17 protein-coding genes and 2 pseudogenes are annotated in these 24,837 nt (G+C 72.4%); 2 read left to right on the top strand and 17 right to left on the bottom strand.

The features are described from left to right. Nucleotides 1–39: 39 nt before the first annotated feature. The 3 genes from F1615_RS28985 to F1615_RS28975 all read right to left on the bottom strand — a co-directional run bounded on the left by F1615_RS28985 (nt 40) and on the right by F1615_RS28975 (nt 3,574). Entirely contained in the window at nt 40–1,137 is a 1,098-nt protein-coding gene (locus F1615_RS28985; RefSeq protein WP_149552015.1) for an AI-2E family transporter, read from the bottom strand. A gap of 256 nt (nt 1,138–1,393) precedes the next feature. Further along, on the bottom strand, nt 1,394–2,599 hold the full coding sequence (locus tag F1615_RS28980; RefSeq protein WP_149552014.1) for a glycoside hydrolase family 64 protein: 1,206 nt from the start codon (nt 2,597–2,599) through the stop codon (nt 1,394–1,396). A gap of 126 nt (nt 2,600–2,725) precedes the next feature. After that, on the bottom strand, nt 2,726–3,574 hold the full coding sequence (locus F1615_RS28975) for a GntR family transcriptional regulator (protein WP_149552013.1): 849 nt from the start codon (nt 3,572–3,574) through the stop codon (nt 2,726–2,728). A gap of 305 nt (nt 3,575–3,879) precedes the next feature. Here F1615_RS28975 and F1615_RS28970 point away from each other — a divergent pair, with 305 nt between their 5' ends. Beyond that, complete coding sequence (locus F1615_RS28970) at nt 3,880–5,298, top strand: cellulose binding domain-containing protein (RefSeq protein WP_149552012.1); 1,419 nt, start codon at nt 3,880–3,882, stop codon at nt 5,296–5,298. Between the two features lie 65 nt (nt 5,299–5,363). Here the strand turns inward: F1615_RS28970 and F1615_RS28965 are convergent, their stop codons facing one another. The 4 genes from F1615_RS28965 to F1615_RS28950 are packed head-to-tail and all read right to left on the bottom strand — an operon-like array spanning nt 5,364 to nt 9,823. After that, nucleotides 5,364–6,743: a GH1 family beta-glucosidase gene (locus F1615_RS28965; RefSeq protein ID WP_149552011.1), complete on the bottom strand. Its 1,380-nt coding sequence runs from the start codon at nt 6,741–6,743 to the stop codon at nt 5,364–5,366. A gap of 31 nt (nt 6,744–6,774) precedes the next feature. Further along, the gene (locus F1615_RS28960; protein WP_149552010.1) at nt 6,775–7,602 is read right to left on the bottom strand and encodes a carbohydrate ABC transporter permease; all 828 of its coding nucleotides are present in this window, start codon (nt 7,600–7,602) and stop codon (nt 6,775–6,777) included. Between the two features lie 5 nt (nt 7,603–7,607). Beyond that, a complete protein-coding gene (locus tag F1615_RS28955) occupies nt 7,608–8,555 on the bottom strand; it encodes a carbohydrate ABC transporter permease (RefSeq protein WP_149552009.1) in 948 nt (315 codons plus the stop codon). Then, nucleotides 8,552–9,823: an ABC transporter substrate-binding protein gene (locus tag F1615_RS28950; protein WP_149552008.1), complete on the bottom strand. Its 1,272-nt coding sequence runs from the start codon at nt 9,821–9,823 to the stop codon at nt 8,552–8,554. The genes F1615_RS28955 and F1615_RS28950 overlap by 4 nt, the downstream gene beginning before the upstream one ends. A 291-nt stretch (nt 9,824–10,114) precedes the next feature. Between F1615_RS28950 and yicI the strand changes: the two genes are divergently transcribed. Then, nucleotides 10,115–12,385, top strand: coding sequence for an alpha-xylosidase (gene yicI / locus F1615_RS28945; protein WP_149552007.1), 2,271 nt, complete (start codon nt 10,115–10,117; stop codon nt 12,383–12,385). 5 nt (nt 12,386–12,390) lie between these two features. Here yicI and ppk2 read toward each other — a convergent pair whose 3' ends face one another. The 10 genes and pseudogenes from ppk2 to F1615_RS28900 form a co-directional block, all read right to left on the bottom strand. Continuing rightward, on the bottom strand, nt 12,391–13,398 hold the full coding sequence (gene ppk2 / locus F1615_RS28940; protein ID WP_208818432.1) for a polyphosphate kinase 2: 1,008 nt from the start codon (nt 13,396–13,398) through the stop codon (nt 12,391–12,393). Between the two features lie 243 nt (nt 13,399–13,641). After that, complete coding sequence (locus F1615_RS28935; RefSeq protein WP_388233176.1) at nt 13,642–14,643, bottom strand: glycoside hydrolase family 5 protein; 1,002 nt, start codon at nt 14,641–14,643, stop codon at nt 13,642–13,644. Between the two features lie 51 nt (nt 14,644–14,694). After that, nucleotides 14,695–15,090: pseudogene (locus F1615_RS36530) on the bottom strand (cellulose binding domain-containing protein); the annotation flags it as partial. A 121-nt stretch (nt 15,091–15,211) separates the two neighbouring features. Then, nucleotides 15,212–15,961, bottom strand: coding sequence for a sulfite exporter TauE/SafE family protein (locus F1615_RS28930; RefSeq protein WP_425385665.1), 750 nt, complete (start codon nt 15,959–15,961; stop codon nt 15,212–15,214). Nucleotides 15,962–16,185: 224 nt separating this feature from the next. Further along, nucleotides 16,186–17,811: a DEAD/DEAH box helicase gene (locus F1615_RS28925; protein WP_149552004.1), complete on the bottom strand. Its 1,626-nt coding sequence runs from the start codon at nt 17,809–17,811 to the stop codon at nt 16,186–16,188. Between the two features lie 387 nt (nt 17,812–18,198). After that, nucleotides 18,199–18,423 (bottom strand): annotated as a pseudogene (locus F1615_RS28920) (LacI family transcriptional regulator); the annotation flags it as partial. A 166-nt stretch (nt 18,424–18,589) separates the two neighbouring features. Continuing rightward, complete coding sequence (locus F1615_RS28915; protein WP_149552003.1) at nt 18,590–19,861, bottom strand: vWA domain-containing protein; 1,272 nt, start codon at nt 19,859–19,861, stop codon at nt 18,590–18,592. Then, entirely contained in the window at nt 19,858–21,078 is a 1,221-nt protein-coding gene (locus F1615_RS28910) for an AAA family ATPase (RefSeq protein WP_149552002.1), read from the bottom strand. The genes F1615_RS28915 and F1615_RS28910 overlap by 4 nt, the downstream gene beginning before the upstream one ends. Nucleotides 21,079–21,255: 177 nt before the next feature. After that, complete coding sequence (locus tag F1615_RS28905; RefSeq protein ID WP_149552001.1) at nt 21,256–22,656, bottom strand: hypothetical protein; 1,401 nt, start codon at nt 22,654–22,656, stop codon at nt 21,256–21,258. A gap of 89 nt (nt 22,657–22,745) precedes the next feature. After that, nucleotides 22,746–24,836 (bottom strand): iron ABC transporter permease, encoded by a 2,091-nt coding sequence (locus tag F1615_RS28900; RefSeq protein WP_149552000.1) that lies wholly within the window; start codon nt 24,834–24,836, stop codon nt 22,746–22,748. Between the last annotated feature and the right edge of the window lies 1 nt (nt 24,837).

Below are 24,837 nucleotides of genomic sequence, written 5' to 3'. Positions count from 1 at the left end.
TCGGTGCGGGCCCGGGGGGGGCGGGTGCCGGGGTGTCGGTCAGGTGGGTGAGCCGTCGGCCGCCGGTTCCCCCGGCGGGTCGGTGAGCTGCTCGCGCAGATAGTTCCAGACGACCGCCATCAGGGCGGCGACGGGTACGGCGAGCAGGCTGCCGACGATGCCGGCCAGGCTGCCGCCCAGGGTCACCGCCAGCAGCACGACGGCCGCGTGCAGTCCGAGACCGCGGCTCTGGATCATGGGCTGGAACACGTTGCCCTCGAGCTGCTGCACCACGACGATGACGGCCAGCACGAGCAGCGCGTCCATCAGTCCGTTGAACACCAGCGCGATGAGCACCGCGACCAGTCCGGCGAACAGGGCGCCGATGATGGGCACGAACGCGGACACGAAGGTCAGCACCACCAACGGGAGCACCAGCGGTACGTCGAGGATCCACAGGCCCAGGCCGATCAGCACGGCGTCGATCAGGCCGACGAGCGCCTGGGACCGCACGAACGAGCCCAGCGTGAGCCAGCACCGCTCGGCGACCACCGGGATGTCGGTGGCGAGCCGGCCGGGGAGCTGGCGGCGGAGCCAGGGCAGGAAGCGCGGGCCGTCCTTGAGGAAGAAGAACATCAGGAAGAGGGCCAGTACGGCGGTGACCACCCCGCTGAAGACGGTGCTCACGCCCGTGACGGCGGTGGTGGCGATGGAGCCGGCGCTGTCCTGCACGCGGGCGGTCGCGGAGTCGAAGGCGTCCGCGATCTGGGCGTCGTCGATGTTGAGCGGCGGCCCTGCGGCCCATTCGCGCAGCTTCTGGACGCCTTCGACGACCCCGTCGCCCAGCTTGCCGGACTCCGACGTGACGGGTACCGCGATCAGCGCCACGGTCCCGGCGGCCACCAGCAGGAACAGCACGGTCACCAGGGACGCGGCGACCGCCGGTGCCAGCCCGCGGCGGCGCAGGAAGCGGGCCGGGGGCCAGGTGAGCGTGGTGAGGAGCAGACCGACCACGAGGGGCCAGACCACCGACCACATCCGGCCCAGCAGCCAGAGCACCACCGCGGCCGCCAGCAGGACCAGCAGCAGTTCGCCGGAGACGCGAGCCGAGGTACGCAGCGCGGCGCGGGTTCTCCCCGCGTTCAACGTGGCAGACATGGAGGCACCTTACGGGGCCCGCGCGCACCGGTGATCACCCGGGATCCCTGCCCGGGCCCGCGACGGCCCGGCCGCCCGTGCCGCCCGCGGACGACCGGGCCGGGTGGGGCGGACCGAGGTCATGAGCGATCTCGGTGCCCGCGGGACGCCGGCGCGCCGGTTCCCTCCGGCACCGAGGGCCCGGCGGGCCGTACCCGGCGGCGGCGCGCGTGCCGCGCGCGCCTCCACCGGGGACGGGGTCCGCCGCGGGGTGTGCTCAGTCGAAGGGGTCGAGCGTCAGGGACGCCTGGCGCGGGTTGCCGTCGTGGACGAGCGACTCGTGGTTGCCGACGTCGTCGAAGGCGAAGCCGTAGGCCTTGCCGTCGGCCATGTGCGCGTGGACGATCCGGGAGTAGTGGTTGGTGACGGGCTCCTGGTAGAAGCCGGCCGCGCCGGAATCGGGCTGGTCGGGATTGGCGAGCAGGGTGGTGCGGTGGAAGCCCGCGCACAGGGTGCGCGAGATCGGGCCGCGTACCTGGTCGTTGGGCGCGTCCAGCCTGCGGTGGCAGCCGAAGACGGACGAGGCGTCCGGCTTCTGGAAGCTGGTGACGACGGCGCCCGAGCTGTTGGTGAAGTTCATGACGTCACCGGAGACGCGGCCGTAGTACTTGACGTCGGGCCGGTCACCGAAGGGCGTGACCGTCAGGGTCGTGCCGGAGTACTTCTGCCAGACCCGGTTGACGTAGTCGTCCAGGATCGACGCCGGCAGGGCGCCCGTCTCCACTCCGTACAGAGGGGACAGGGCGCGCAGCACGGTGCCGTCGGGCCGGGTCTGGATGAGGTCGGCCCAGCCTCCGGACTGTCCCCTGAGGGCGTTGAACACTCCGTTGTAGCCGCCGGGCTTGAGCCGGCCGGTGCTCACCGTGCTGCCGTCGGCGCGCCGCACCCCGACCGAGTAGGGCGCGGAGAACATGTCGACCTGGGTGCTGTTGAGCCACAGGCCGTCGTTGTTCAGCGTGTACTCCGACCAGTTGAAGAGGATGTTCCTGTTGGGGTCCGTCGGGTTCTGCACGGCGGGCTGCACCAGTCCGCCCGTGGTCAGCCTGAACACCATCTTCTGGCCGTAGGAGAAGTAGATGCGGCCGGAGAACTTGGGGACGCGGATGGTCGTGGACTGCCCCGCGGCCGGGCCCGGTATGGAGGCGTCGGGTGCGGGCGTGGGCGGGTTGCCGCCCGCGGGCCAGGGGTGGAACGTGCCGCTCGCGTCGGCCCAGCCCTGCCGGCCGGTCGACAGCTGGGTGCCGAGGTTGTAGACGTACACCTGCTCGCCACGGCCCGAGTTGTTGGTGATCGTCAGGGGGATGGTGTCGGGGACGGCGGCGTGGGCGGGGGACGGGACTCCGGTGGCGAGCAGCGAGCCGCCGAGGACCGTGGCGATGCTCAATCCCGCTGCCATGACCCGGCGTTTGAGTGTGCGCAGCATGCTCCTTCTCCGTTCGACTGTGGCCGGGAACCGTTCTGAGAGCGCTCTCAGCAGCGTCCCGCTCCAGCATGGACCTGTCAACGAGTTGGGAGCTTGTGGTTCCGGATTCACCCATCCCGACGGCGGTCAGCCCTCGCCGCGCTGCACCACTCCCCTGGTCGAGAGGGCGACGGGAGCACCGGAGGTGAAATCCCCCGGCGGGATGCCCGGATGGTGCCCCTCCGGCGGGCCCGGGCGCGCGGCCTTCGGGCCGAGCGTCAGCCGCGAGACGATGCGGTAGCGGTCGCCCCGGTAGAGGGAGTGCACGTATTCGACCGGGCGGCCACCGGTGTCGGTGGTGAGACGCTCGAAGAGCAGGGCCGGCGACAGCTCGGGGACGTCGAGCAGGTCCGCCTCCGCACGGGTCACCACGGTGGGCTCGATGGACTGCACCGCCTCACCGACCTGCACCCCGTGCCGGTCGCGGAAGTGCTCGTACAGGTCGCCCTGCTCCAGTTCCTCACCGGTCAGGTCAGGCACCAGGTTTTCCGGCACGTGCAGATACTCGATGGCCATGGGCGAGCCGTCGACCAGCCGGAGGCGCGCCACGTAACGGATCCGCGCCGCGGGTGACACGCGCAGCCTGCGGCCCACCCGGGCACCGGCCGGCAGGGTGCGGGACTCCAGGACCCTGCTGGTCCACACACCGCCGGCCCGGGGCAGGGAGAAGGAGTTCCGCTCCGGGGCCAGCTCCTGGGTGATCTTCTCCGCGGCCACGAACATGCCACGGCCGTGCTCGCGCACCAGCAGTCCGGCGACGACGAGTTCGTCCACCGCGGCGCGCAACGTGGGGCGCGACACGCCGAGTCGGGCACACAGGCTGCGCTCCGAGGGAATGGCGTCGCCGGGGCGCCGCGCCTCGATGAGCTCGAGGATCGCGTCGCGGACGCGCTCCCGCTTGAGCACGGCGCCTGAGGCCGCGGGATCGATCTCCATACGGGGCTCTCGTTCGTCGTCGGTCGTGGGCGGGCCAGCGGGCCACTGGTACGGCTTCGACCCTAACTGGTCCGGTCGACACAGGAACCGACCCCGGGACGTCAAACTCCTTCGCCGCATGGAGGGTTGACGCGCACATTGGTCTATGCCACCTTCTCTCGACATCAACTGGTAAAGCCTCGGCGGCCAACTGGTCAATCCGGAGGGCCGGGCCGCCACCGTGAGCTCCCTGCCGTGCGGCGGCCCCCCACCCACGCCGCACGGTCGACCCACCGTGCGCCACCCCCACCGCGAAAGGACCACGGATGAGTACTCGTCCCACCGGCCGCCGCGCCCGCGCGGCACTCGCCCTGACCGCCCTGCTGGGCAGCGCCGCCCTGGCCGGCCTCCCCGCCACCACCGCGGCCGCCGCGGACGGCGCCGTCACCGTGCAGTACCGCACCGGCTCCGGCGGGGCCACCGCCGACCAGAGCGAGCCGTGGCTCAAGGTCCGCAACACCGGCTCCGCGCCCGTCCAGCTGAGCCAGGTGAAGATCCGCTACTACTTCAAGGCCGACGCGCCGAACGCCACGTACCGCTTCGCCTGTTCCTGGGCGGCCAAGGGCTGCTCCGTCATCACCGGCACGTTCGGGACGCTCGCGCACCCGACCGCGACGGCCGACCGCTACCTGGAGATCGGGTTCACCCCGTCCGCCGGTTCACTGGCCCCGGGCGCCGACACCGGGGACATGCAACTGCGCTTCCACCGGTCCGACTGGCAGACGCTGAGGCAGAGCGACGACTACTCCTTCGGCGCCACCCGCACCTCGTACGCCGACTGGGACAAGGTCACCGCACAGCTCGCCGGTGCCACGGTGTGGGGCACCGCCCCCGAGGGCAACGACCCGACCGATCCGACCGACCCGCCCGGCGACGGCGGCCAGACCCTGTTCGACGACTTCGACTACACCTCGCACACGGACCCCGCGATCTCCGCGCACGGCTGGAGCGTGCGCTCCAACTCCGGCGGCCCTGGCGTGCCCGGCGCGACGTGGGACCCGTCCAAGGTCACCTTCAGCTCCTCCGGCGGCAACTCGGTGATGAACCTGGAGACCTCCACCGCCGGCACCGGCGCCTCCACCCGGCACACCGAAGTCCTCACCAGGAGCATGAAGTTCAAGAACGGCACCTACGCCGCCCGCGTCAGGTTCTCCGACACCCCCGTGTACGGCCCCGACGGCGACCGCGTCGTCCAGACGTTCTTCACCATCAACGACCTCAAGGCGCCGATGGCCGACGACTACGCCGAGTACGACTTCGAGTACCTGCCCAACGGAGGCTGGGGCGAGCCGTCCAACATCCTGTACACGACCTCCTGGGAGACCTACGACCCCGACCCCTGGCAGGCCGTCAACCAGCACAGCGAGAGCCGGCGGAGCTTCGCCGGCTGGCACGACCTGGTCGTCACCATCGACAACAGCGCCATCACCTACTACGTCGACGGGCAGCACTTCGGCACCCACGACGCCGCGTATCTGCCCGAGCGTCCGATGTCGATCAACTTCAACCAGTGGCTGATCGACCTGGGCGGCCAGACGTCCACGACGCCCCGCGCGTACGACCAGCAGGTGGACTACGTCCTGCACGTCAAGGACCAGGTCCTCACCCCCGCGCAGGTCGCCGCGAAGATCGACGGGCTGCGCGGGGCGGGCACGTCCTTCGTGGACGAGGTCCCCGCTCCCTGACAGCGGTCCGCGGCCGAGGGGAGGCCCCCGTCCCGTCCGGGGCGGGGGCTCGTCCCGTGGTGCCGTCAGGTCCGCTGGGCGGCGATCAGGCGCCGGTACCAGTGGTAGCTGTCCTTCGGGGTGCGCTCCAGGGTGTCGTAGTCGACCCGGACGATGCCGAAGCGCTTGTCGTAGCCGAAGGCCCACTCGAAGTTGTCGAGCAGCGACCACACGTAGTACCCGCGTACGTCGACCCCCGCGTCGATCGCCGCCCGCACCGCGGTGAGGTGGTCGCGCAGATAGCTCACGCGCTCGGTGTCGTGGACGGCGCCGTCGGGGCCCACCTCGTCGTTCTCGGCCGAGCCGTTCTCCGTGATGTGGAGGGGCGGCAGGGCGTCCCCGTACCGCTCCCTCAGGTCCACCAGGAGGTCGGTGAGGGTGTGCGGGGCCACCGGCCAGCCCATCGCGGTGCGGCGGACGCCGGGCATCGGCACCTCGGCGCAGCGGTTGTCGGTCGCCACGCGCCGGGCGGGGTCGCTCTCGCGGTACGGGGCGTCGGCGACGACGATCGGCCGGTAGTAGTTGATGCCGAGGAAGTCCAGCGGCTGGGAGATCAGTTCCAGGTCGCCCTCGCGGCGGAAGTCCTGCCGGGCGATCAGCTCGCCCCAGGTCTCCTCCTCCGTGCCGGGGTGACGCCCGGCGAGGATGGGCTCCGTCCACACCAGGTTGTGGAGTGTGTCGGCGCGTACGACGGCCGCCCGGTCCGCGGCGGAGTCGGTGGCGGGCAGGTGGTGGTCGAGATTGAGGGTGATGCCGGCTTCGCGGACACCCGCGGCCCGCAGTGCCCTGACGGCCAGTCCGTGACCGACCAGCAGATGGTGGGCGGCGGCCAGCGCGCCCCGGCCCTCGCGGGCGCCCGGTGCGTGGCGGCCGACGGAGTAGCCGAGGAAGGCGCTGCACCACGGCTCGTTGAGCGTGATCCAGCGTGGCACCCGGTCGCCCAGGTGCTCGGCGACGACGGCCGTGTACTCGCCGAACCGCTCCGCGGTCTCGCGCACCCGCCAGCCGCCCCGGTCCTCCAGACCCTGCGGGAGGTCCCAGTGGTACAGGGTGGCGGCGGGCTCGATACCGGCGGCGAGGAGTTCGTCGACCAGCCGGGAGTAGAAGTCGAGGCCCTTGGGGTTCACCGGGCCGGTGCCGTCGGGCACGATGCGCGGCCAGGCGACGGAGAAGCGGTACGAGGCGACGCCGAGGCCGCGCAGCAGGGCCACGTCCTCGGGGTAGCGGTGGTAGTGGTCGCAGGCGACGTCACCGGTGTCGCCGTTCGCCACCAGGCCGGGGGTGTGGCTGTAGGTGTCCCAGATCGACGGGCCGCGGCCGTCCTCGTACGCGGCGCCCTCGATCTGGTACGAGGCGGTCGCGGCGCCGAAGACGAAGCCGGGCGGGAAACGGGGGAAGTCACTCATGCGTGTCGGTCCATCCGGAGGTGTGCGGTGATCACTTGACGGAGCCCCCGGTGATTCCGGCGGCGATGTACTTCTGGGCGAGGACGAGCAGGATCGCGGCCGGGACGGCGGAGAGCACGGACGCGGCCATCACCGAGCCCCAGTCGCCGACGTGGGCGCCGATGTACTGGTAGATGCCCAGCGTGACCGGCTTGACGTCGTCGGTGGTGTTGAGGGTGAGCGCGAACATGAAGTCGCTCCACGCGAACAGGAACGCGAACAGGCCGGAGGTGATCAGCGAGTTGCGGCTCATCGGGAGCACCACCCGCAGGAAGACCCGTACCGGCCCGGCCCCGTCGATCTCGGCTGCCTCGATGACCTCGCCCGGAATGGACACCATGAAGGAGCGCATGAGCACGATGGAGAACGGGATGCCGAGCGAGGCGTCCGCGAGCATCAGGCCGAAGTAGGAGTTCACCAGGCCCAGATCGACGTACGAGGTGTAGAGGGCGTTGGCGATGACGATGCCCGGCACCATCTGGGTGATCAGCGTGCCGAAGACGATGGTGCGCGAGCCGCGCAGTCCGAACCGGGCCAGCCCGTAGGCCGCCGGGGCGGAGATGGCCAGGCAGACGGCGACGGCGCCGAACGAGACCAGCAGCGAGGTCAGCAGATGTCCGCCCTGGTCGCTGAGGGCCTTGGAGAATCCGGAGAGGTCCGGGCTCCCCGGCACCGGGTCGACCTGGAGCAGGCCCGAATCGGGCTGGAGCGCCGTGTTGAGCATCCAGTACAGCGGGAAGAGCATCACGCACAGGACGATCACACCGGCAACGGTGGAGCCCCAGCGGCGCCGGGACGCGGCGGGAGTGTGAGCGGCCATGTCGGTCACTTCCCCTCGGTGCGGTTGGCCCGCAGGTAGAACACCGCGAACACCGCGGAGATGAGGATGAGTACGTTGCCGACGACCGCGCCGGCGCCGAAGTCCAGTTCCACGAAGGAGTTCTGGTAGGTGAGCGTGCCCAGGGTCTGGGTGGCGTCGGCGGGTCCGCCGTCGGTCAGGGCGAGGATCAGGTCGAGGATCTTCACCGTCGACATGAAGCCGAGCACCAGGACGACCGTGATGACCGGCTTGAGCATCGGCAGGGTGACGGAGCGGAAGGTCCGCCAGGCCGAGGCACCGTCCAGGGAGGCCGCCTCGTACAGCTCCCTGGGGATCTCCTGGAGGCCGCCGTAGAGGATGACCATGTTGAACGGGACGCCGATCCAGATGTTGACCAGGATCACCGAGAGCAGCGCCATGTCGGGGCTGGTCAGCCACGGGGTGTGGCCGCCGGCACCGAGGGCGTCGAGGAAGGTGTTCAGTACGCCGGTGTCCTGGTCGAGAATGCGGCGCCAGACGACGCCGGACACCACCATGGGCACCAGCCAGGGCAGCAGGATCAGCGACCGCAGGACACCTCCCAGGGGGAATCGGCGGTTGAAGAAGACGGCGAGGGCGAGGCCGATGCAGAACTGGCCGAGCAGGGAGCCGGCGGTGAAGACGAGGGTGTGCCACAGCGCCTTGCCGAAGAGGACGTCCTGGAAGACGGACGACCAGTTGTCGGTGCCGTTGAAGGGGGCCTCGCCGGTGAAGAAGGTCTTCGGTGTGTAGTGCTGGAAGCTCATCACCACGTTGCGGACGAGCGGGTAGCCGAAGAACAGCAGCATGAAGACGACGGCGGGGGCGACGAAGCCCCACTGGGCGAGCCCGCGGCGCAGGCGGGCCCGGTGCGGGCGGGGCGCGGCGGCCTTCCTGGGGGTCTCGGCGGAGACCGGGGCGGTGGACGTGGTCATGGGCGCGTACCTCGGTTCCCGCTCGCGCGCTGCTGGGCGCGCTGCAGTGCGGCCTCGCTGGACTGGCCGGTCAGGGCGGACTGGAAGGCGCTCTGCAGGGCGAGCGACACGCCCGACCAGCCGGCACCGAGCTTGGCGGTGCGCGACCGGGCGGCCGCGACCTGGCCGGCCAGCGCCTCGAGTTCGGGCACCCGCTCGCGCCACTCGCGGGCGGCCTTCTCGTTGGCCGGGACCATCCAGCTGTTCAGGGCGTAGGTGAGCTGCTCCTTCTCGCTCGCCAGGCAGGCGACGATCCGGCCGGCCGTCCTCTCGCGCTCGGAGTCACCGGTGCGGGGCACGGTGAGCACCGCGCCGCCGAGCGGTCCCACCGACTCGGCGCCCGCCTCGGGGACGGGTATCTGCGCGATCCCCCAGTGCAGCGACTTCTTGGTGTTGAGGGTCTCGACCTGCCAGGGGCCGTTGATCATCATGGCGGCGTTGCCCGCCATGAACTGGTCGTTCACATCGGCCTGCGTCCAGTTGACCGTGGACTTCGACAGCGAACCGTCCTGGAGCAGTGCCTTCCAGTAGTCGAGCGCCTCGACGACCCGCGGGCTGTCCAGATCGGTCTCGTCGCCGCCGTTGGACCACATGAACGGCGTGAACTGGAAGACGCCGTCCTCGGCGCCGCCCGCGCTGAGCGCCAGGCCGTACCGCTTGCCGCGGGTCAGTTTCCTCGCCGTCTCCCGCAGCTCCCGCCAGGTGGTGGGCACCTCGACGCCCGCCTCGTCGAGGGCGTCCTTGTCGTAGAACAGCGCGAGGGTGTTCACGGAGCGGGCCGCGCCGTAGTAGGTGCCCTCGTAGGAGCCGAAGTCGGCGATGCCCTCGGGGACGTCCTCGGTGCGAAGCCCCAGGGTGCGCAGGTCGACGAGCCCGCCGGCCTCGGCGAAGGTCGGCATCTCGGAGGCGTCGAACTGCACGATGTCCGGAAGCGACTTGGAGGAGGCCATGCGCAGTGCCTTCGTCATCACCTGCGACGCGGGGACGCTCTGCTGCTCGACGGTGATGCCCAGCCGCTCTCCGCAGCGCGCCATCGCCTCGGCGTCCCAGCGGTGGTAGGTCTCGTCGGTCGAGGAGTTCATCACGGTGTACACGTCGTCGTCGCGCTGCTGTGCGCAGCCGGTGAGCGCCGCTCCGGAGACGAGGGCCAGGACGGCGGCGAGCGACGTGACGGCTCTGCGTGAGTGTGCGCGCGTGCGGTGTGCGGCAACCGGAGGATGTGCTGTCACGGTGGGTGCCCTTGTGTGGGACCGGCTCGGCGTGCGCCGGGCCGGTGACTCTTCGGGGACTGGTGAAGCGCTTCGACTTCGAGCGAATCACGCCGAGGTATCGCCTGGCGCTGCACCGGGTGTAATTTGTTTTGCCTGATTACTAATACGTCAGCGGGAGCCGGTCGCGCTAGCCCCCCAGCGGCAGGGTCTGCTCGCGCCAGGGCGTGACAGGTTCCGCAGATCCTGTCATAGTTCCTGGTCAGAGGCTTCTTCTCGCGCCTCTTCCGCCCTCCCCCTCCGAGGAAGACCATGAAATTCACCGACGGCTTCTGGCGCATCCGCGAGGGTGTGCAGATCTCCTACGCCACCGAAGTGCGTGACGTACGTCCTGAATCGAAGCGCTTCACCGGCTACGCCTCCGTGAAGAGGGTGACACGCAGGGGCGACACCCTCAACGCACCGCTGATCACGGTCGAGTGCTTCTCCCCCGCCGAGGGCGTCATCGGCGTGCGGGTCACCCACCACTCGGGCAAGCACCGCCCGGGCCCCGACTTCGCGCTCACCGGCGAGGCGGACGGCGCGGGGACGGTGCGCCGCGACGGCACGGTCACCGAGCTGACCAGCGGTCCCCTGACCCTGCGCATGGACGGCACCGGTCCGTTCGGTCTCACGTTCCACGACGCGCAGGGGCGTCAACTGACCCGCGCGGGCGCCAAGAGCACGGCCTTCGCCACCACCCGCGAGGGAGCACACCATGTGCTGAGCCGGCTGTCGCTCGGCGTCGGTGAACAGATCTACGGACTGGGCGAGCGTTTCACGCCGTTCGTCAAGAACGGCCAGACCGTGGACGTCTGGCAGGCCGACGGCGGTACGAGCAGCGAACAGGCCTACAAGAACGTTCCGTTCTACCTCTCCTCGCGCGGCTACGGCGTCTTCGTCAACCACCCCGGGGCCGTCTCCTTCGAGATCGGGTCCGAGTCCGTCGGCCAGGTGCAGTTCAGCGTCGAGGACCAGTCACTGGAGTACTACGTCGTCGCCGGACCGACCCCCAAGGAGGTCCTCGGCCGCTACACGGCCCTGACCGGACGCCCGGCCCTGCCACCGGCCTGGTCCTTCGGTCTGTGGCTCAGCACCTCCTTCACCACGTCGTACGACGAGGGGACGGTGACGTCGTTCGTCGACGGCATGGCCGAACGCGGTATCCCGCTGTCCGTCTTCCACTTCGACTGTTTCTGGATGCGCGAGTACCAGTGGTGCGACTTCCGGTGGGACCCGGACGTCTTCCCCGACCCGGAGGGCATGCTGGCCCGGCTCAAGGAGAAGGGACTGCGCATCAGCCTCTGGATCAATCCGTACATCGCCCAGAAGTCCCCCCTCTTCGACGAGGCCGCCGCTCTCGGACATCTGGTGCGCCGCCCGGACGGCGACGTGTGGCAGTGGGACCTGTGGCAGGCCGGCATGGGCCTGGTCGACTTCACCAGCCCCGACGCGCGCGCCTGGTTCCAGTCGAAGCTCAAGCCGCTGCTCGACCAGGGCGTGGACTGCTTCAAGACGGACTTCGGCGAGCGCGTCCCCACCGATGTCGTCTGGCACGACGGCTCCGACCCCGAGCGGATGCACAACTACTACACCCACCTGTACAACCGGACCGTGTTCGAGCTCCTGGAGAAGGAGCGCGGGCAGGGCGAGGCCGTGCTCTTCGCCCGGTCCGCGACCGCCGGCGGACAGCAGTACCCCGTGCACTGGGGCGGCGACTGCTGGTCGTCCTTCGAGGCGATGGCCGAGTCGCTCAGGGGCGGTCTGTCCCTGTCGCTGAGCGGGTTCGGCTTCTGGAGCCACGACATCGGCGGCTTCGAGGGCACCCCCGACCCCGACGTGTTCAAGCGCTGGCTCGCCTTCGGCCTGCTGTCCTCCCACAGCCGGCTGCACGGCTCCGCGTCGTACCGGGTGCCGTGGGAGTTCGGTGACGAGGCGGTCGACGTCGCCCGGCGGTTCACCCTGCTCAAGCACCGCCTCATGCCGTACCTGTACGGCGCCGCCGCCGAGGCCCACCGCACGGGCGTCCCGGTGATGCGGCCGATGGTGCTGGAGTTCCCGCACGACCCGGCGTGCCGCCCGCTCGACCGCCAGTACATGCTGGGCCCCGACCTGCTCGTCGCGCCGGTGTTCAGCGAGGACGGCGAGGTGGAGGTGTACCTCCCCGAGGGCGTCTGGACCCATCTGCTGAGCGGCGAGCGGGTCACCGGTCCCTGCTGGCGCACCGAGCGGCACGGTTACGACAGCCTCCCCCTGTACGTCCGCGAGGGCGCCGTGCTGCCGCTGGCCGGCGACGACTCCCGGCCGGACGGCGACTGGCTGGACGCTCCGGTCCTGCTGGTGCATCCGCCGGCCGGGTCCGGCGGCACGGCCGAGGTCACCGTGCCGGACGCGGCCGGGCTGCCGGCCGCGACGTTCCGGGTCCGGCGGGACGGCGACGTCCTGCGGGTCACGGCGTCGGGGACCGACCGCCCGTTCACGGTGCGCGTCGCCGGCGGGGCGGAGGCACGGGGCGCGGGCGAGGTGTCGGTGCCGCTGCGGTGACCGGGTCACGTCCCCGGATGACTGCCGGGGCCGTGACCGGGACCCGCCAGGGGGGTCGGTGAGAGCACCGCGGGTTCCTCACCGGCCTCCAGCAGGGTGTCCGCCGCGCCGACGATCAGCGGATCGGGCTTGCCCAGCGCCCCGTGGTCCTTCGCCGGGTAGTCGCAGCGGTCGAGGAGGCTGCGCATGGCCTCGAGCCTGCCCCGGCGCTTGTCGTTGTTCTTCACGACCGTCCAGGGCGCGTGGGGCGTGTCCGTGGCCCGGAACATCTCGACCTTGGCCTTGGTGTAGTCGTCCCAGCGGTCGAGCGACGCGAAGTCCATCGGCGACAGCTTCCAGCGCCGCACCGGATCGACCTGACGGATCGCGAACCGGGTGCGCTGCTCGGCCCGGGACACGGAGAACCAGAACTTCACCAGCATGATCCCGTCGTCCGTGAGCAGCCGCTCGAACATCGGCGTCTGCTCGAGGAACAGGCTGTACTCGTCCTCCGTGCAGAAACCCATGACCCGCTCGACCCCGGCCCGGTTGTACCAGGAGCGGTCGAAGAAGACGATCTCACCCCGGGCCGGCAGATGGGCCACATAGCGCTGGAAGTACCACTGCCCGGCCTCCCGCTCGGTCGGCTTCTCCAGGGCGACCACGCGGGCACCGCGGGGGTTCAGGCGCTCCGTGAACCGCTGGATGGTGCCGCCCTTGCCCGCCGCGTCCCGTCCCTCGCAGACCACCACGATCCGCTGGCCGGTGTCCTTCACCCACCGCTGCATCTTCAGCAGTTCGATCTGCAGGATGCGCTTGGTCCGCTCGTACTCCGCCCTGCGGATCTTCCGGTCGTAGGGGTGGTTCTCCCGCCAGGTCTCGATCGGGGCGCCGTCGGCGTCGAGGAGCACGGGACGCTCCGGACGCCGGTCGTCCACCTCCAGCCCGTGGAGCAGGTCGTCGCCGGTCGTCCCGGAGGAAGTCGCCCCGGCCTTCGTACGGCCCTTGGACGTGTCCGAGTGTTCGGCCGTCACGTGGTCTCCCGCCTCTTCGGTGCGCTGGGGTCTGTCGTCATGTTGCCGTCTGCCCCGACACACGCCGCCTTAGCAAAAGCGTATGCCTCCCGGACGATTTACGGTGGTTCGTCCGCGGAGTTCCGGAGACGCAGCGAGCCCTGGCGGGTGGCGTGCGCCCGCACGCGATGCGCGGGCCACGCCGGCCGGCCGGGCCGCCCGTCCGGCGCGGGTGCCGGACGGGCGGGTGCCGGGGGTGGCGGCTCAGCCGGTGGGGAAGCCGTCCGGGGTCCTGACGCGCTCGCGGATCCAGACGCCGGCGGGCTTCAGCGACGTCGTGCCGGTCCACGGGCCGTCGCCGGCGCACGTGCCGGGGGTGAACACGGCACCGGAACGGTGGTCGTCGGAGAAGTTCCAGTTGACCCAGCTGATCTTCTTGTCCGCCATCAGGTCCAGGTAGCGCTGTGACATGGCGAAGTCGTCGGCGCCCTCGCCCGCGTAGTTCTGGGTGCCGAACTCGGTGACGAACACGGGGATCCGGTCCGCCGCGCGGGAGAGGGTCGCCAGGTACTCGTCCCGGTGCGAAGCGGCGTAGAAGTGGAAGGTGTACATGATGTTGGAGGCGTCGACCGGGTTGTTCACGACCTCCGACTCGTCCGCGCCCTCGGAGACGCCGAGTGAGGACCAGGCGCGGGTGCCGACCAGGACGGGGGCGTCGGCGTCTACGGCGCGGATCACCGGGATGATCTGTTCCGCGTAGCCCTTGATGCGGGACCAGCTCACGCCGCTGGGCTCGTTGGCGATCTCGTAGAGGATGTTGTCCCGGCCCTTGTTGCGGTTCGCGATGTCGGTGAAGAACCTCCGCGCGTTGTCCAGGTTCGCCACGGGGTCGCCGGGGTCGAGCATGTGCCAGTCGACGATCACGTACATGCCGCGCTCGCTCGCCTCCTGGATCAGGGAGTCGGCCAGGCTCGTGAAGCGCGCGGGATCGGTCTCGTAGCCGCCCTCCTGCACATACGTGGAGACGCGCAGGACGTCGGCCTTCCAGTCCCCGGCCAGGGCGTCGAGCGATCCGTCGGTGAGGCACTGGGCGTACCACTGGGTTCCGTGGGTGCTCATGCCGCGCAGCTGGACCGGGTTGCCGTGCTCGTTGCAGAGCTTGGTGCCGCACACCTCGAGCCGGCCGTTGAGGTCCACGGGGGTGCCGGCCCGGGGCGGCTCCGCGGGCGGGTCGGCCGGTGTGGTGCCGCCGTCCTGGCAGGGCAGGCCGTTGACGGTGCAGTTGAGGGGCAGTCCGGTGCCGATGGCGTTGAAGCCGAAGCTCTGCCGGCCGCCGGGGGTGACGGTGGCGTTGTAGGCGACGTCGGTGAAGCGGTAGTGCTGTCCCTGCTGGGACTTGGTGGCGGACCAGTGGCTGCCGACCGTCGTTCCGGCGGGCAGGTCGAATTCGACGGTCCAGCCGTCCGCCGTGGTGTCGCCGTCGTTGGTGATCGACACGTCGGCGCCGTAGCCGGTGTCCCACGAGGACGTGCGCGTGATGTCCGCCGTGATCCGGGCGGCCGCCGCCCGGGACCGTTGCGTGGGGTCGTCCGTGCCCGCGGGGGCCGCCGGTGCGGCGGGAGCCGCCGTGGCGGTGGTCAGGGCGAGGAGGAGGGCACTGGCGAGAGCCGCGGCGGCCGCGGCTGGGCGTGGCTGGAAACGTGCCGGTGTCATGGGGGGCTCCGTCCAGGACTGGATGGTTAGGAAAGTTTCCTAACGAGACGGAACCAGAACACGGCCTGGATTGGCAAGGTGCACGACAAGCATTCCCCGGGCGGGCCGGCGAGCGGTCCGCTCAGCGGAGCAGCAACTGGACGAGGGCCACGGACCCGATCGTGACGATGAGGGCGCGCAGCACCACGGGACTGAACCTGCGGCTCGTCCTCGCCCCGAGCCCTCCGCCGAGGGCGGAGCCAGAGATGAGCGCGACGGCCGTCCAGTCGAAGTCGGCGACGAAGAGGAAGAAGGTCGCCGCGACCGTGTTGACGACCGCCACGAGCACGTTCTTGACGGCGTTGAGGCGTTGCAGCGGCTCGTCGAGGAGCAGACCCATCAGCGATAGGTAGATGATGCCCCGGGCGGCGGCGAAGTAGCCCCCGTAGACACTGGCCAGGGTCAGGCCGGTGAACAGCGGCCATCCGCCGTCGCGCCGGGAGGGGCCTTGCTGCGGCCGTCGGCGGCCGCGCACCTTCTTGCTGATCAGGGGCTGGAGCGCGACGAGGACGAGGGCGAGCCCCACCAGGGTCGGCACGATGGTCTCGAACGCCTCGGCGGGCAGGGCCAGCAGGAGGGTGGCCCCCGTGAGCCCACCCAGCGCCGAGCCGATGCCGAGCCTGCGGACGCGGCGGGCCTGGCCGGCGAGCTCTCGCCGGTAGCCGATGGCCCCGCTGATGGCGCCGGGGATCAGGCCGAGGGCGTTGGAGACCGTGGCGGTGACGGGTGACAGACCGGTCGCGAGCAGGACGGGGAAGGTGACCAGCGTCCCCGAGCCGACGACCGCGTTCAGGGCACCGGCGCCGACGCCCGCCGCGAAGACCCCGAGCATCTCCGGCGGCGTCACGCCGTGACCCCGGTCGCTTCGGCGTCCGGTGTGGCGTACGGCCGGCCGGGGCCCGAGGAAACGTTCATGGGAGGACGCCGGCCCGCGGACCCTTCGGCCGGTGCCGGAGGGTCCCCGCCCGGCGGCATGCCGACCCGGGGCCGGCCTTGCGGCCGTACCCCGTGTCGCCATGTCGTCATGTCGCCATGTCGTCGCGCAGCCGGGACGTCCTAGGCCGCGCGGTCCGCGGCCGGCTTCGTCCGGGGCCTGCGGCGCGGCGCCTCACCGGTACGCCGTCCCTGGGCGGTGCGCTCCTGCGCCGGGCGCTCCCCGGTGGTGCGGCCGCGCTGCGCGCTCCGGCCCTCGGCGTTGCGGGTCTGCCCGTCGCCTCCCTGCTTGGCGCGGTCCTGGGCACTGCGGCTCCGACGGCCGCGTGCCGACGAGGACGCGGCGCGGCGGGGGCGCTCCACGACCGGCGCCGCGATGACGACCGGGACACCCGAGGGTTCCTGGGCCCCCGTGATGCGGTTCAGCTCCGCGTCGCCCGACCGCACCTGGGTGATGCGCGGGGTGATGCCCGCCTGTGCCATCAGCCGGCTGAAGTCGCGCCGCTGGTCGCGCGTCACCAGGGTGATGACGCTGCCGGACTCGCCGGCACGGGCCGTGCGTCCGCCCCGGTGCAGATAGTCCTTGTGGTCGCTCGGCGGATCGACGTTGACGACCAGATCGAGGTTGTCGACGTGGATGCCCCGCGCCGCGACGTTGGTCGCCACCAGCACCGTCACCCGCCCGTCCTTGAACTGGGTGAGGGTCCGGGTGCGCTGGGGCTGGGACTTGCCGCCGTGCAGGGCCGCCGCGCGCACGCCGCTGTTCAGCAGGTGCTTGGTCAGCCTGTCCACCGCGTGCTTGGTGTCGAGGAACATGATCACTCGGCCGTCCCGTGCCGCGATCTCGGTCGTCGTCCGGCGCTTGTCCGTGTCGTCGACGTGGAGCACGTGGTGTTCCATCGTCGTGACCGCGCCCGCGGACGGATCGACGGAGTGGACCACCGGGTCCGTCAGGTAGCGGCGTACCAGCTGGTCGACGTTGCGGTCGAGGGTGGCGGAGAAGAGCATGCGCTGACCGTCGGCCCGCACCTGGTCGAGCAGCCTGGTGACCTGGGGCAGGAAGCCCATGTCGGCCATCTGGTCGGCCTCGTCCAGGACGGTGACGGCGACCTCGTCGAGTGCGCAGTCGCCGCGCTCGATGAGGTCCTTGAGCCGCCCGGGCGTCGCGACGACGACCTCGGCGCCCGCCCGCAGGGCACTGGCCTGCTTGCCGATCGACAGCCCGCCGACCACGGTGGCGAGCCGGAGCCGCACCGAGCGTGCGTACGGCGTCAGCGCGTCCGTGACCTGCCCGGCCAGCTCGCGCGTGGGGACGAGGACGAGGGCGAGCGGCTTGCGCGGCTCGGCACGACGGCCCGCCGTGCGGGCCAGCAGCGCCAGCCCGAAGGCGAGGGTCTTGCCCGAACCGGTACGGCCCCGGCCGAGCACGTCACGGCCGGCCAGGGAGTTCGGCAGCGTGGCCCCCTGGATGGGGAACGGCACCGTCACGCCTTCGTGGCCGAGGGTGGCCAGCATCTCCGCCGGCAGGGCCAGTTCGTCGAAGGCCTGTACGGCGGGGAGCGCGGGGGTGCTCGTCACCGGGAGAGCGAACTCACCGGTCGCCGCGGTCCCGCGGCTCGGGGAGCCCTTGGAGCGCCTCTGCGCTCCGGCGCGATGGGCTGCGGCGCCCGTGCGGCCACCGCCCTTGGCGAAGCCCTGTCCGCCGGAGCGGGCTCGGGCCGTTCGATTGTTCGCGCGTGCCTGTGTCAAGTGGAACCTTCCCTGATGTGGCACGTATCAAGGAATGTCCGCCGCAGTGGTACAACGCAGGGAATTGCAAGAACGAGCCGGAGATGAAGTGGTCACGTCGGCTGTTCCGCCCGGTCCATGAGACGAGACCCCCGAAAAGCAGCGAACCGGAGCCCGCACCTTCTGGTGCCGACCCCAGCTGCGACGTAGACGTCAGTATGGCGAGTATGGCGTAGGGACGGTGTCTCCGGCCCTGCGGCTTTTTCGATTACCACGGCTACAACTGAGATCGACAGTAGCACGGCGCGATCGGGCCCGTACAGGAGGTCTCCCGCCGGCCGGAAGGCCGGGGCGGTGCCGTGCTCGCCCCGGCGAAGTCCCGGTGGACGGTGGTCAGCGGGGCAGGCGGCCGGCCGCGTGCCACACCGTGCGGTCACCTGGGCCGAACAGGGGCTGCACGGCGGTGCGGGTGCGGCCGTGCTGGTCGGTGTCGACGGCCGTGCGGTGGCCGCCGGCGTCGGAGCCGACCGGCACGACCTGGACGTGCGGGGGGAGTTCGGCCGTCGCCGCGTCCAGGAGGTGCACCTCCATGACGACGATCACGGCGTCGGCGGCGAGTTCCTCCAGCCGGGAGGACGACGGCCCGGTCGCACCACCCACGCGGCGGTGCGACCGGGCCTCCCCCCGGAGGCCCGCCGCGCCCTCCCGGGCCCGTGTCCCGCGGCCCGTCGCCGACGCGGACCGGGAATGGACCCACCGGCCGCCTGGTACGGCACGGAGCTGACCGGGCCCCTCGTTCTCATCGCGTACCGGGTCCCGCGCCGATGGTCACCACGCGGGCCCAGTCGGGCGGGTTGTCCGGTACGTAACCGGGGTTCTCCTCGCTCCACGAGCGCCGTCCGTGCTGCCGGGGGAACAGGCCCACCACCGTCCGGCACGGTGGCCGCGAACCCGGCCAGGGCGTCTGGCCGTCGGTGAGGACGACGACGACGTCCGGCCGGGGCCGGGAGGCGAGCGCCCTGGCGAACCCGGTCCGCAGATCCGTCCCGCCGCCGCCCGTCAGGGGGATCCCCTCGGCGCGGCACAGCCGGTGCACCTCACGCGCCGCCGCGTCGCAGGGCACCACGGAGACCATGTCGCGGCGGCCGCCCACGGCGCGCGAGATCGCGGCCACCTCCAGCAGCGCGCTGCCCAGTTCGGCGTCGCTGACCGAGCCCGAGGTGTCGATGACGACCGAGACCCGGGGCGGTGTGCGCCGCAGGCTCGGCAGTACGGCGCCGGGCACCCCGGCCGACCGCCGGGCCGGGCGGCCGTAGCTGTAGTCGTCACCCGCGCCGGAGGCCGAGACCGCGGAGCGGAGCGCGGCGCCCAGCAGCTCCCGCCACGGCTGCGGCGGGTGGAACGCCTCCTCCGCCCACCGTCGCGACCTCTTCGGCGCGTTGCCCGGCCGGGCCGTGATGCCCTGCGCCACCCGGAAGCGGACCGCGTCGCGCTCCTGGTCGGTGAGACCGTGCGCGCCGTCCGGGCCGAGGTCCCAGTCCCGTTCGAGACCGTCGGCGCCGCTTCCGCAGTCCAGCCAGACCATGCCCTGGGTGTACGGGCCCAGCCGGAACTGGCGCAGGTAGTCCTCCATCAGCTCTCCGGGCTGCAGCCCCAGTGTCTCCGGCAGGACGACGTCGTCGGGTGGCCGCAGCCCGTCGCCGTACACGTCGTCGTTGATCTCGCAGTCCGCGGCGATGTTCATCCGCAGCCGCTCCCCCGGACCGTTCAGTCCGCGCTCCCGGGCCACCCGGTCGCCGCGTCCGTGGTGGTCGCGCAGGAGGTGGGACACCTCGTGCACCCAGACGCCGGCCAGTTCCTCCACCGGCGTGGCGTCGACGAACGCCGGCGAGACGTAGCACCGCCAGTGCCGGTCGACGGCCATCGTGGGGACCCTCCGGGACTCGACGGGGTGCAGCGCGAACAGGGCCGTGGCGAGGTAGGGCCGGGCGCGGGCGGCGTGCAGCCGGGCGGCGAGGAGTTTGCCGGTATCGAGCGCCGGGGCCGTTGTCACCGGCGGGTGCGTGGTCATCGGCCCGCCTTCGCCCGGGCCGCGGCCCGGTCCGCGCGGCGGGACAGCGACACGGCGGAGGTGAGCCGTTCGATCGTCGCCGGTACGTCCCAGTCCTCGCGGCGCAGGCTGGCGAGGGTGGTCGCCGGTACGACCACCAGGTCGGGCGCGCCGGTGTCGACGGCACGGGCGAGGAGCGCCCACGCCGCGTCCCAGCGGGACTTCTCGGGGCGTGCGCGCACGGCGGCCACCACCGCGTCCAGGGCGGCCTGCCGCAGGTCGCCCCGCTCGGGCAGCTCGGCACCCGCCGGGTCGGCGAGCAGCACCTCGGGGTCGGGCAGGTCCAGCCGGTCCAGGCTCGCCAGCAGTTCCAGGCCTGGACCGTCACCGACGGTGCCCCGCACCAGCAGGGAGAGCACGTCGCGGGAGGAACCGGCGGCGGTGGCGAAGGCGATCAGGTGCAGGGTCATCTCCCAGCTGCGCGGCGAGGGCCAGGGGCCGCCCCGGCGGGTCTCGCTGTTCGGCAGCCGGTGCACCAGCAGGGGCCGGGCGGTGAGGAACGCGCACACCGCCCGGCGGGCGAAGGCCACGGCCTCGGGCAGCTTCCGCCGGTCGAGGCGGGGCAGGGTGGCCCGGGGCCAGGTCCCGCCGAGGCCGCGGACGACGACCTCGTGGTCGTGGGTCCAGTCCAGGTGCACGAACCGGTTGGCCAGCGGCGGGCTGAGCTCCCAGCCGTCGGCCGCCGAGGCGCGCGGGTTGGCGGCGGCGACGATCCGTACGCCGGGCGGCAGCCGGAGCGCGCCGATACGCCGTTCCAGGACCAGCCGCAGCAGGGCGGCCTGCACGGCGGGCGGCGCGGTGGACAGCTCGTCGAGGAACAGCAGCCCCCGGCCGGCCCGCACCAGGCGTACGGCCCAGTCCGGCGGGGCCATGGGGACGCCCTGTTCGGCGGGGTCGTCCCCGACGACGGGCAGCCCGGAGAAGTCCGACGGCTCGTGCACGCTGGCGATCACGGTGGTCAGGGGCAGGTCGAGGGCGGTGGCCAGCTGGGTGAGCGCGGCCGTCTTGCCGATCCCCGGCTCGCCCCAGAGCAGGACGGGCAGGTCGGCCGCCACGGCGAGGGTGAGGGCCTCCAGCTGGATGTCGGGGCGCGGTTCGGTGGTGGTGTCGCGCAGGAGGGTGAGCAGGTCGCCGGCGACGTCGAGCCGGGCGTCGGCGGGCAGGGTGTGTGCAGGCACGGGTCATCACCTGTGGGTGTGTGGGGTGGTGAGCAGGCGGGCGTGGGGAGACCAGGGGTCCCCGGAAGGGCCGGGGCGGGTGGCGTCGCGCGAGTCGGCGTGAGGAGCCACGGTCCGCTCGGGAGTCGGGGCGGGTTGTGCGGCGTGGGTGGGCGTGGGTTCCCGGGGTCGGGGGAGTCAGTGGCGGGTGGCGTGGCGCGGGTGGGAGCGGCGGTCGCCCGGCCGGGCGGGAGCGGGACGGACGCGAGCGTCCGCGGGGCCTTGGAGGCCGGACCGGTACAGCCCGTGGGCGAGCCGCCGCAGCGCGGCTGCTTCGAGTTCGTCCCGCAGGGGCCCGCCGCGCAGGCGGGCGTGGGGTCCCAGCAGGTTCTCGACGACGGCCAGCGCTCCGGTGATGTCGCCGTGGTCCAGGCGTTCGCGTACGCCCGTGAGGCAGTCCGGTCGCCGGTGCGCGCGGTCGATGACCCGCAGGCAGGGCAGCGGTGTGCCGGTCAGTTCGGCCAGCAGCTCCTCCCGCCGGATCTCGTCCGGGGCATGGTCCAGGGGGACCAGGACGCCGTCGACCAGGCCGATCCGGTGCCGTGCCCCGCGGCACTCCACGATGTGGGGCCGCGCCGGGCCGGGTGGCGGCGGTGGGCCGGCCGCCGTGTGGCCGGGCACGAGGGCGGAGGCGACCAGGGGATGCAGCCTCCCGGCCTCGATCGCGCCCGCACGGAGCAGTTCGAGATCGGGCAGGACATGGGTCGCCGCGTCGGGCAGGACGAGCGGCGCCGGCATCGGCCCGGCCGTGTCGGGACGCCCGATCCGCACCGTGGGCGGAGCGGGTCCGTCGCCGTCGTCGGGGAGGGTCAGGACCAACCGGTGCCCGGCCGCGATCCGCACGGCGACGGCACCGGCCGTGCACCCCGCGTCGCGGAGCACGATCCGCGCCTCGTCGGCCCAGCGGTCCACCGCGCAGTGGTGCCCGGGCGGAAGCAGCCCGGACGGCACCGTACGCATCGCCTCCCGGCCGTCACCGGCCGGCCTGTCGGCCCCGGACCGGTGGCGCAGGTCGTCCGCGCGGCGGGCGTCCCACAGGTGACGGTGGAGGTCGAGCCGGAACCGCGGGCCGGGCCGGGGATGCGGATGCCGGCGGGCGGCGTCACGGAGACGCTCACCGTCCCACAGTGTGAGGCTCATGCGCTGTCCGCCGTCCGCCCAGGCGGGCGGGGTCCGGACCACCAGATGCACCGGGCGCGGACCGCCGGGCCGCGCCACGCCGTAGCGGGCCAGGGCCACGGTCAGGCCGGGGCGCAGCAGTCCGTCCGGGGCGATCCTCGGCATGTGCCAGCGCAGCAGGTCGGGCGCCAGGTGCCGCAGGTCGGAACGGACGTGCGCCGCGAGTTCCCGGCCGTGTGTGCAGGCCAGATCACGCAGACGCAGGTCGACGTCGACCCTCGCGGCGGCGCACGCCCCGGCCCAGTCGCCGGCGCGTCGGCGGGCGGTCGCGGTCTCGATCATGGAGGGCGGCACGGCGTACTCACGCACGCGCGGCCAGAAGGAAAGGCGGGAGTCCCCGTCCACCACGGGTGTGTGCATCAGCACTCACCTTGCGTGGACGGGACCCCCATTCTGTGAACGGAGTGAGTGGTCATCGCGGCGAGCCTAGCCCGTCGCCCGACGCTCTGTCAGGCACTTTTTCGTCCGGTGAACCACCGTCGGCCGCGCACCAGTACGTAGAGGAAGTACGGCGTCCCGATCACGGCCGTCATCAGGCCGGCGCCCAGCTGGGCCGGCGCGATCACGGTGCGGCCCAGCAGGTCCGCGGTGCACACCAGTACGGCGCCCAGGAGCAGCGTGACCGGGAGGACCCGGGTGTGCCGCCGTCCGGCCAGGGCGCGCGCCGCGTGCGGGGCGACCAGACCGACGAACCCGATGGTGCCGGCGGCGGACACGGCGGTGGCCGTGAGCAGCACGCTCAGGACGAGGAAGCCCAGCCTGCCCCGCCCCAGGTCGAGCCCGAGGAGCCGGGGGGTGTCCTCGTCCAGGGACACCAGGTCGAGTTCCCTGTGCCGGACGCCGGCCACCGCGACGGCCACGGCGAGGACGGCCGCGAGGGGCAGGACGTCGGGCAGGGCCCGGCCGTAGGTGGAACCCGACAGCCAGGTGAGGGCCTTGGTGGCGTTGAACGGATCGGTCAGCACGATCAGCAGGCTGATCAGCGCCGTCGTACCGGCCGCGGTTCCGACGCCGACGAGGACCAGCCGGTTCTGCTGGAAGCCCCCGCGTGCGGCCAGCCCGAACACCACGACCGCGGTGGCCGCGGAGCCCGCGAAGGCGGCTCCGGCGATGCTCCACGCCCCGGCGACGGGGACGGTGGTCACGAGGACCACGGCGCCGAGCGCGCCGCCGCCGGAGACGCCCAGTACGGCGGGTTCGGCCAGCGGGTTGCGGGTGACGGCCTGCACCAGGGTCCCGGCCAGCGCGAGGGCCGCGCCGGCGAGGAGGGCGGCCAACACCCGGGGGACGCGGGTGTCCAGGACGAAGGAGACGGTGCGGCCGGCCCTGCCCTGCGCCCAGTTGACCACGTCGCCGAGCAGCAGCTTGCTGTCGCCCAGGAGGACGGCGGCGACGGTGATGCCGACCACGGCGAGCGAGAGCACGGTGAGAGTGGTGAGGAACACGGCGCGGCTGCGGATGCGCAGTGTGTCGGGCGCGGCGGCCGAGGCGGTGTCCCGGAGCCGGGCCGCCATCACGACCAGGAACACCGCGCCGACGAGGCTGGTGACCACGCCGGTGGGGACGGCGACCGCGGTGTCCGAGTCGATGAACGCGCGCAGCAGCACGTCCGCGCCGAGGACCAGCGCGGCGCCGGCCAGGCCCGCGACCGGCAGGGCGGCGCGCAGCCGGGTGATGCCCCGGAACCAGCGGGCGAGCGGCCGGACGAGGGCCGGGGCGCACAGGCCGACGAAGCCGATCGGTCCGGCGAGGGTGACGGCGGCCGCGGAGAGCAGCGTCGCCAGGACGACGGCGGTGACCCGGGTGGCCCGTACCGGCACGCCGAGTCCGCGGGCGGCTTCGTCGCCGAGGGCGAGGGCGTCGACCCGGCGGGCCACGAGCAGCAGGCCGGCGAGGCCCACGGCGGCGACGGGCAGCATCCGCAGGACACCGTCGAAGCCGTTCTGCCCGATGCTGCCCTGGTTCCACCGGTAGAGGCCCTCGGTCTCCTGCGGGAACAGCAGGAGCAGGCCCTCGGTGACGGCGGTGAGTCCGAGGGCGAGCGCGGTGCCGGCGAGCACCAGCCGTACGGTGCCCGCGCCGAGCCCCGACAGTCCGAGGACGACGGCCGCCGCCGCGAGTCCGCCGGCGAAGGCGATGCCCGAGGAGGCCGGCAGCGGCAGCGACACGCCGGTGACGGCGGCGACGCCGAGGGCCAGATAGGAGCCCGCGTTGACCGCGAGGGTGTCCGGGGACGCCAGGACGTTGCGGCTGACGGCCTGCAGGGCCGCGCCGGCCATGCCGAGGGCCGCGCCGACGAGGAGTCCGGCGGTCATCCGGGGCAGCCGTGAGGCGATGACGACGGACGCGTCGGCCGGGTCGGCCCGTCCGGTGAGGGCCTTGAGGACCTCGGCCGGGCCGACCGCGGCCGTGCCCTGGGTGATGTCGACGACGGCGAGGGCCGCGACCAGGAGCACGAGCGCGGTCGTCACCGCGGCCGCGCCCGTCCGGGACGACACCGTCGCCGGACGGGCGGTGGGAGTGGTGGCGGTGACGGCCATC

Source organism: Streptomyces marokkonensis, from assembly GCF_008312835.1.
Classification (GTDB): domain Bacteria; phylum Actinomycetota; class Actinomycetes; order Streptomycetales; family Streptomycetaceae; genus Streptomyces; species Streptomyces marokkonensis_A.
The sequence above is the reverse complement of the archived record's forward strand: the minus strand, read 5'-3'. Positions and strand labels throughout refer to the sequence as shown.

Coding starts and splice junctions, on each gene's coding strand:
- F1615_RS28985 (WP_149552015.1), bottom strand. CDS start 1,137: ATGTCTGCCACGTTGAACGCGGGGAGAACCCGCGCCGCGCTGCGTACC.
- F1615_RS28980 (WP_149552014.1), bottom strand. CDS start 2,599: ATGCTGCGCACACTCAAACGCCGGGTCATGGCAGCGGGATTGAGCATC.
- F1615_RS28975 (WP_149552013.1), bottom strand. CDS start 3,574: ATGGAGATCGATCCCGCGGCCTCAGGCGCCGTGCTCAAGCGGGAGCGC.
- F1615_RS28970 (WP_149552012.1), top strand. CDS start 3,880: ATGAGTACTCGTCCCACCGGCCGCCGCGCCCGCGCGGCACTCGCCCTG.
- F1615_RS28965 (WP_149552011.1), bottom strand. CDS start 6,743: ATGAGTGACTTCCCCCGTTTCCCGCCCGGCTTCGTCTTCGGCGCCGCG.
- F1615_RS28960 (WP_149552010.1), bottom strand. CDS start 7,602: ATGGCCGCTCACACTCCCGCCGCGTCCCGGCGCCGCTGGGGCTCCACC.
- F1615_RS28955 (WP_149552009.1), bottom strand. CDS start 8,555: ATGACCACGTCCACCGCCCCGGTCTCCGCCGAGACCCCCAGGAAGGCC.
- yicI (WP_149552007.1), top strand. CDS start 10,115: ATGAAATTCACCGACGGCTTCTGGCGCATCCGCGAGGGTGTGCAGATC.
- F1615_RS28930 (WP_425385665.1), bottom strand. CDS start 15,961: ATGCTCGGGGTCTTCGCGGCGGGCGTCGGCGCCGGTGCCCTGAACGCG.
- F1615_RS28915 (WP_149552003.1), bottom strand. CDS start 19,861: ATGACCACGCACCCGCCGGTGACAACGGCCCCGGCGCTCGATACCGGC.
- F1615_RS28905 (WP_149552001.1), bottom strand. CDS start 22,656: ATGCACACACCCGTGGTGGACGGGGACTCCCGCCTTTCCTTCTGGCCG.
- F1615_RS28900 (WP_149552000.1), bottom strand. CDS start 24,836: ATGGCCGTCACCGCCACCACTCCCACCGCCCGTCCGGCGACGGTGTCG.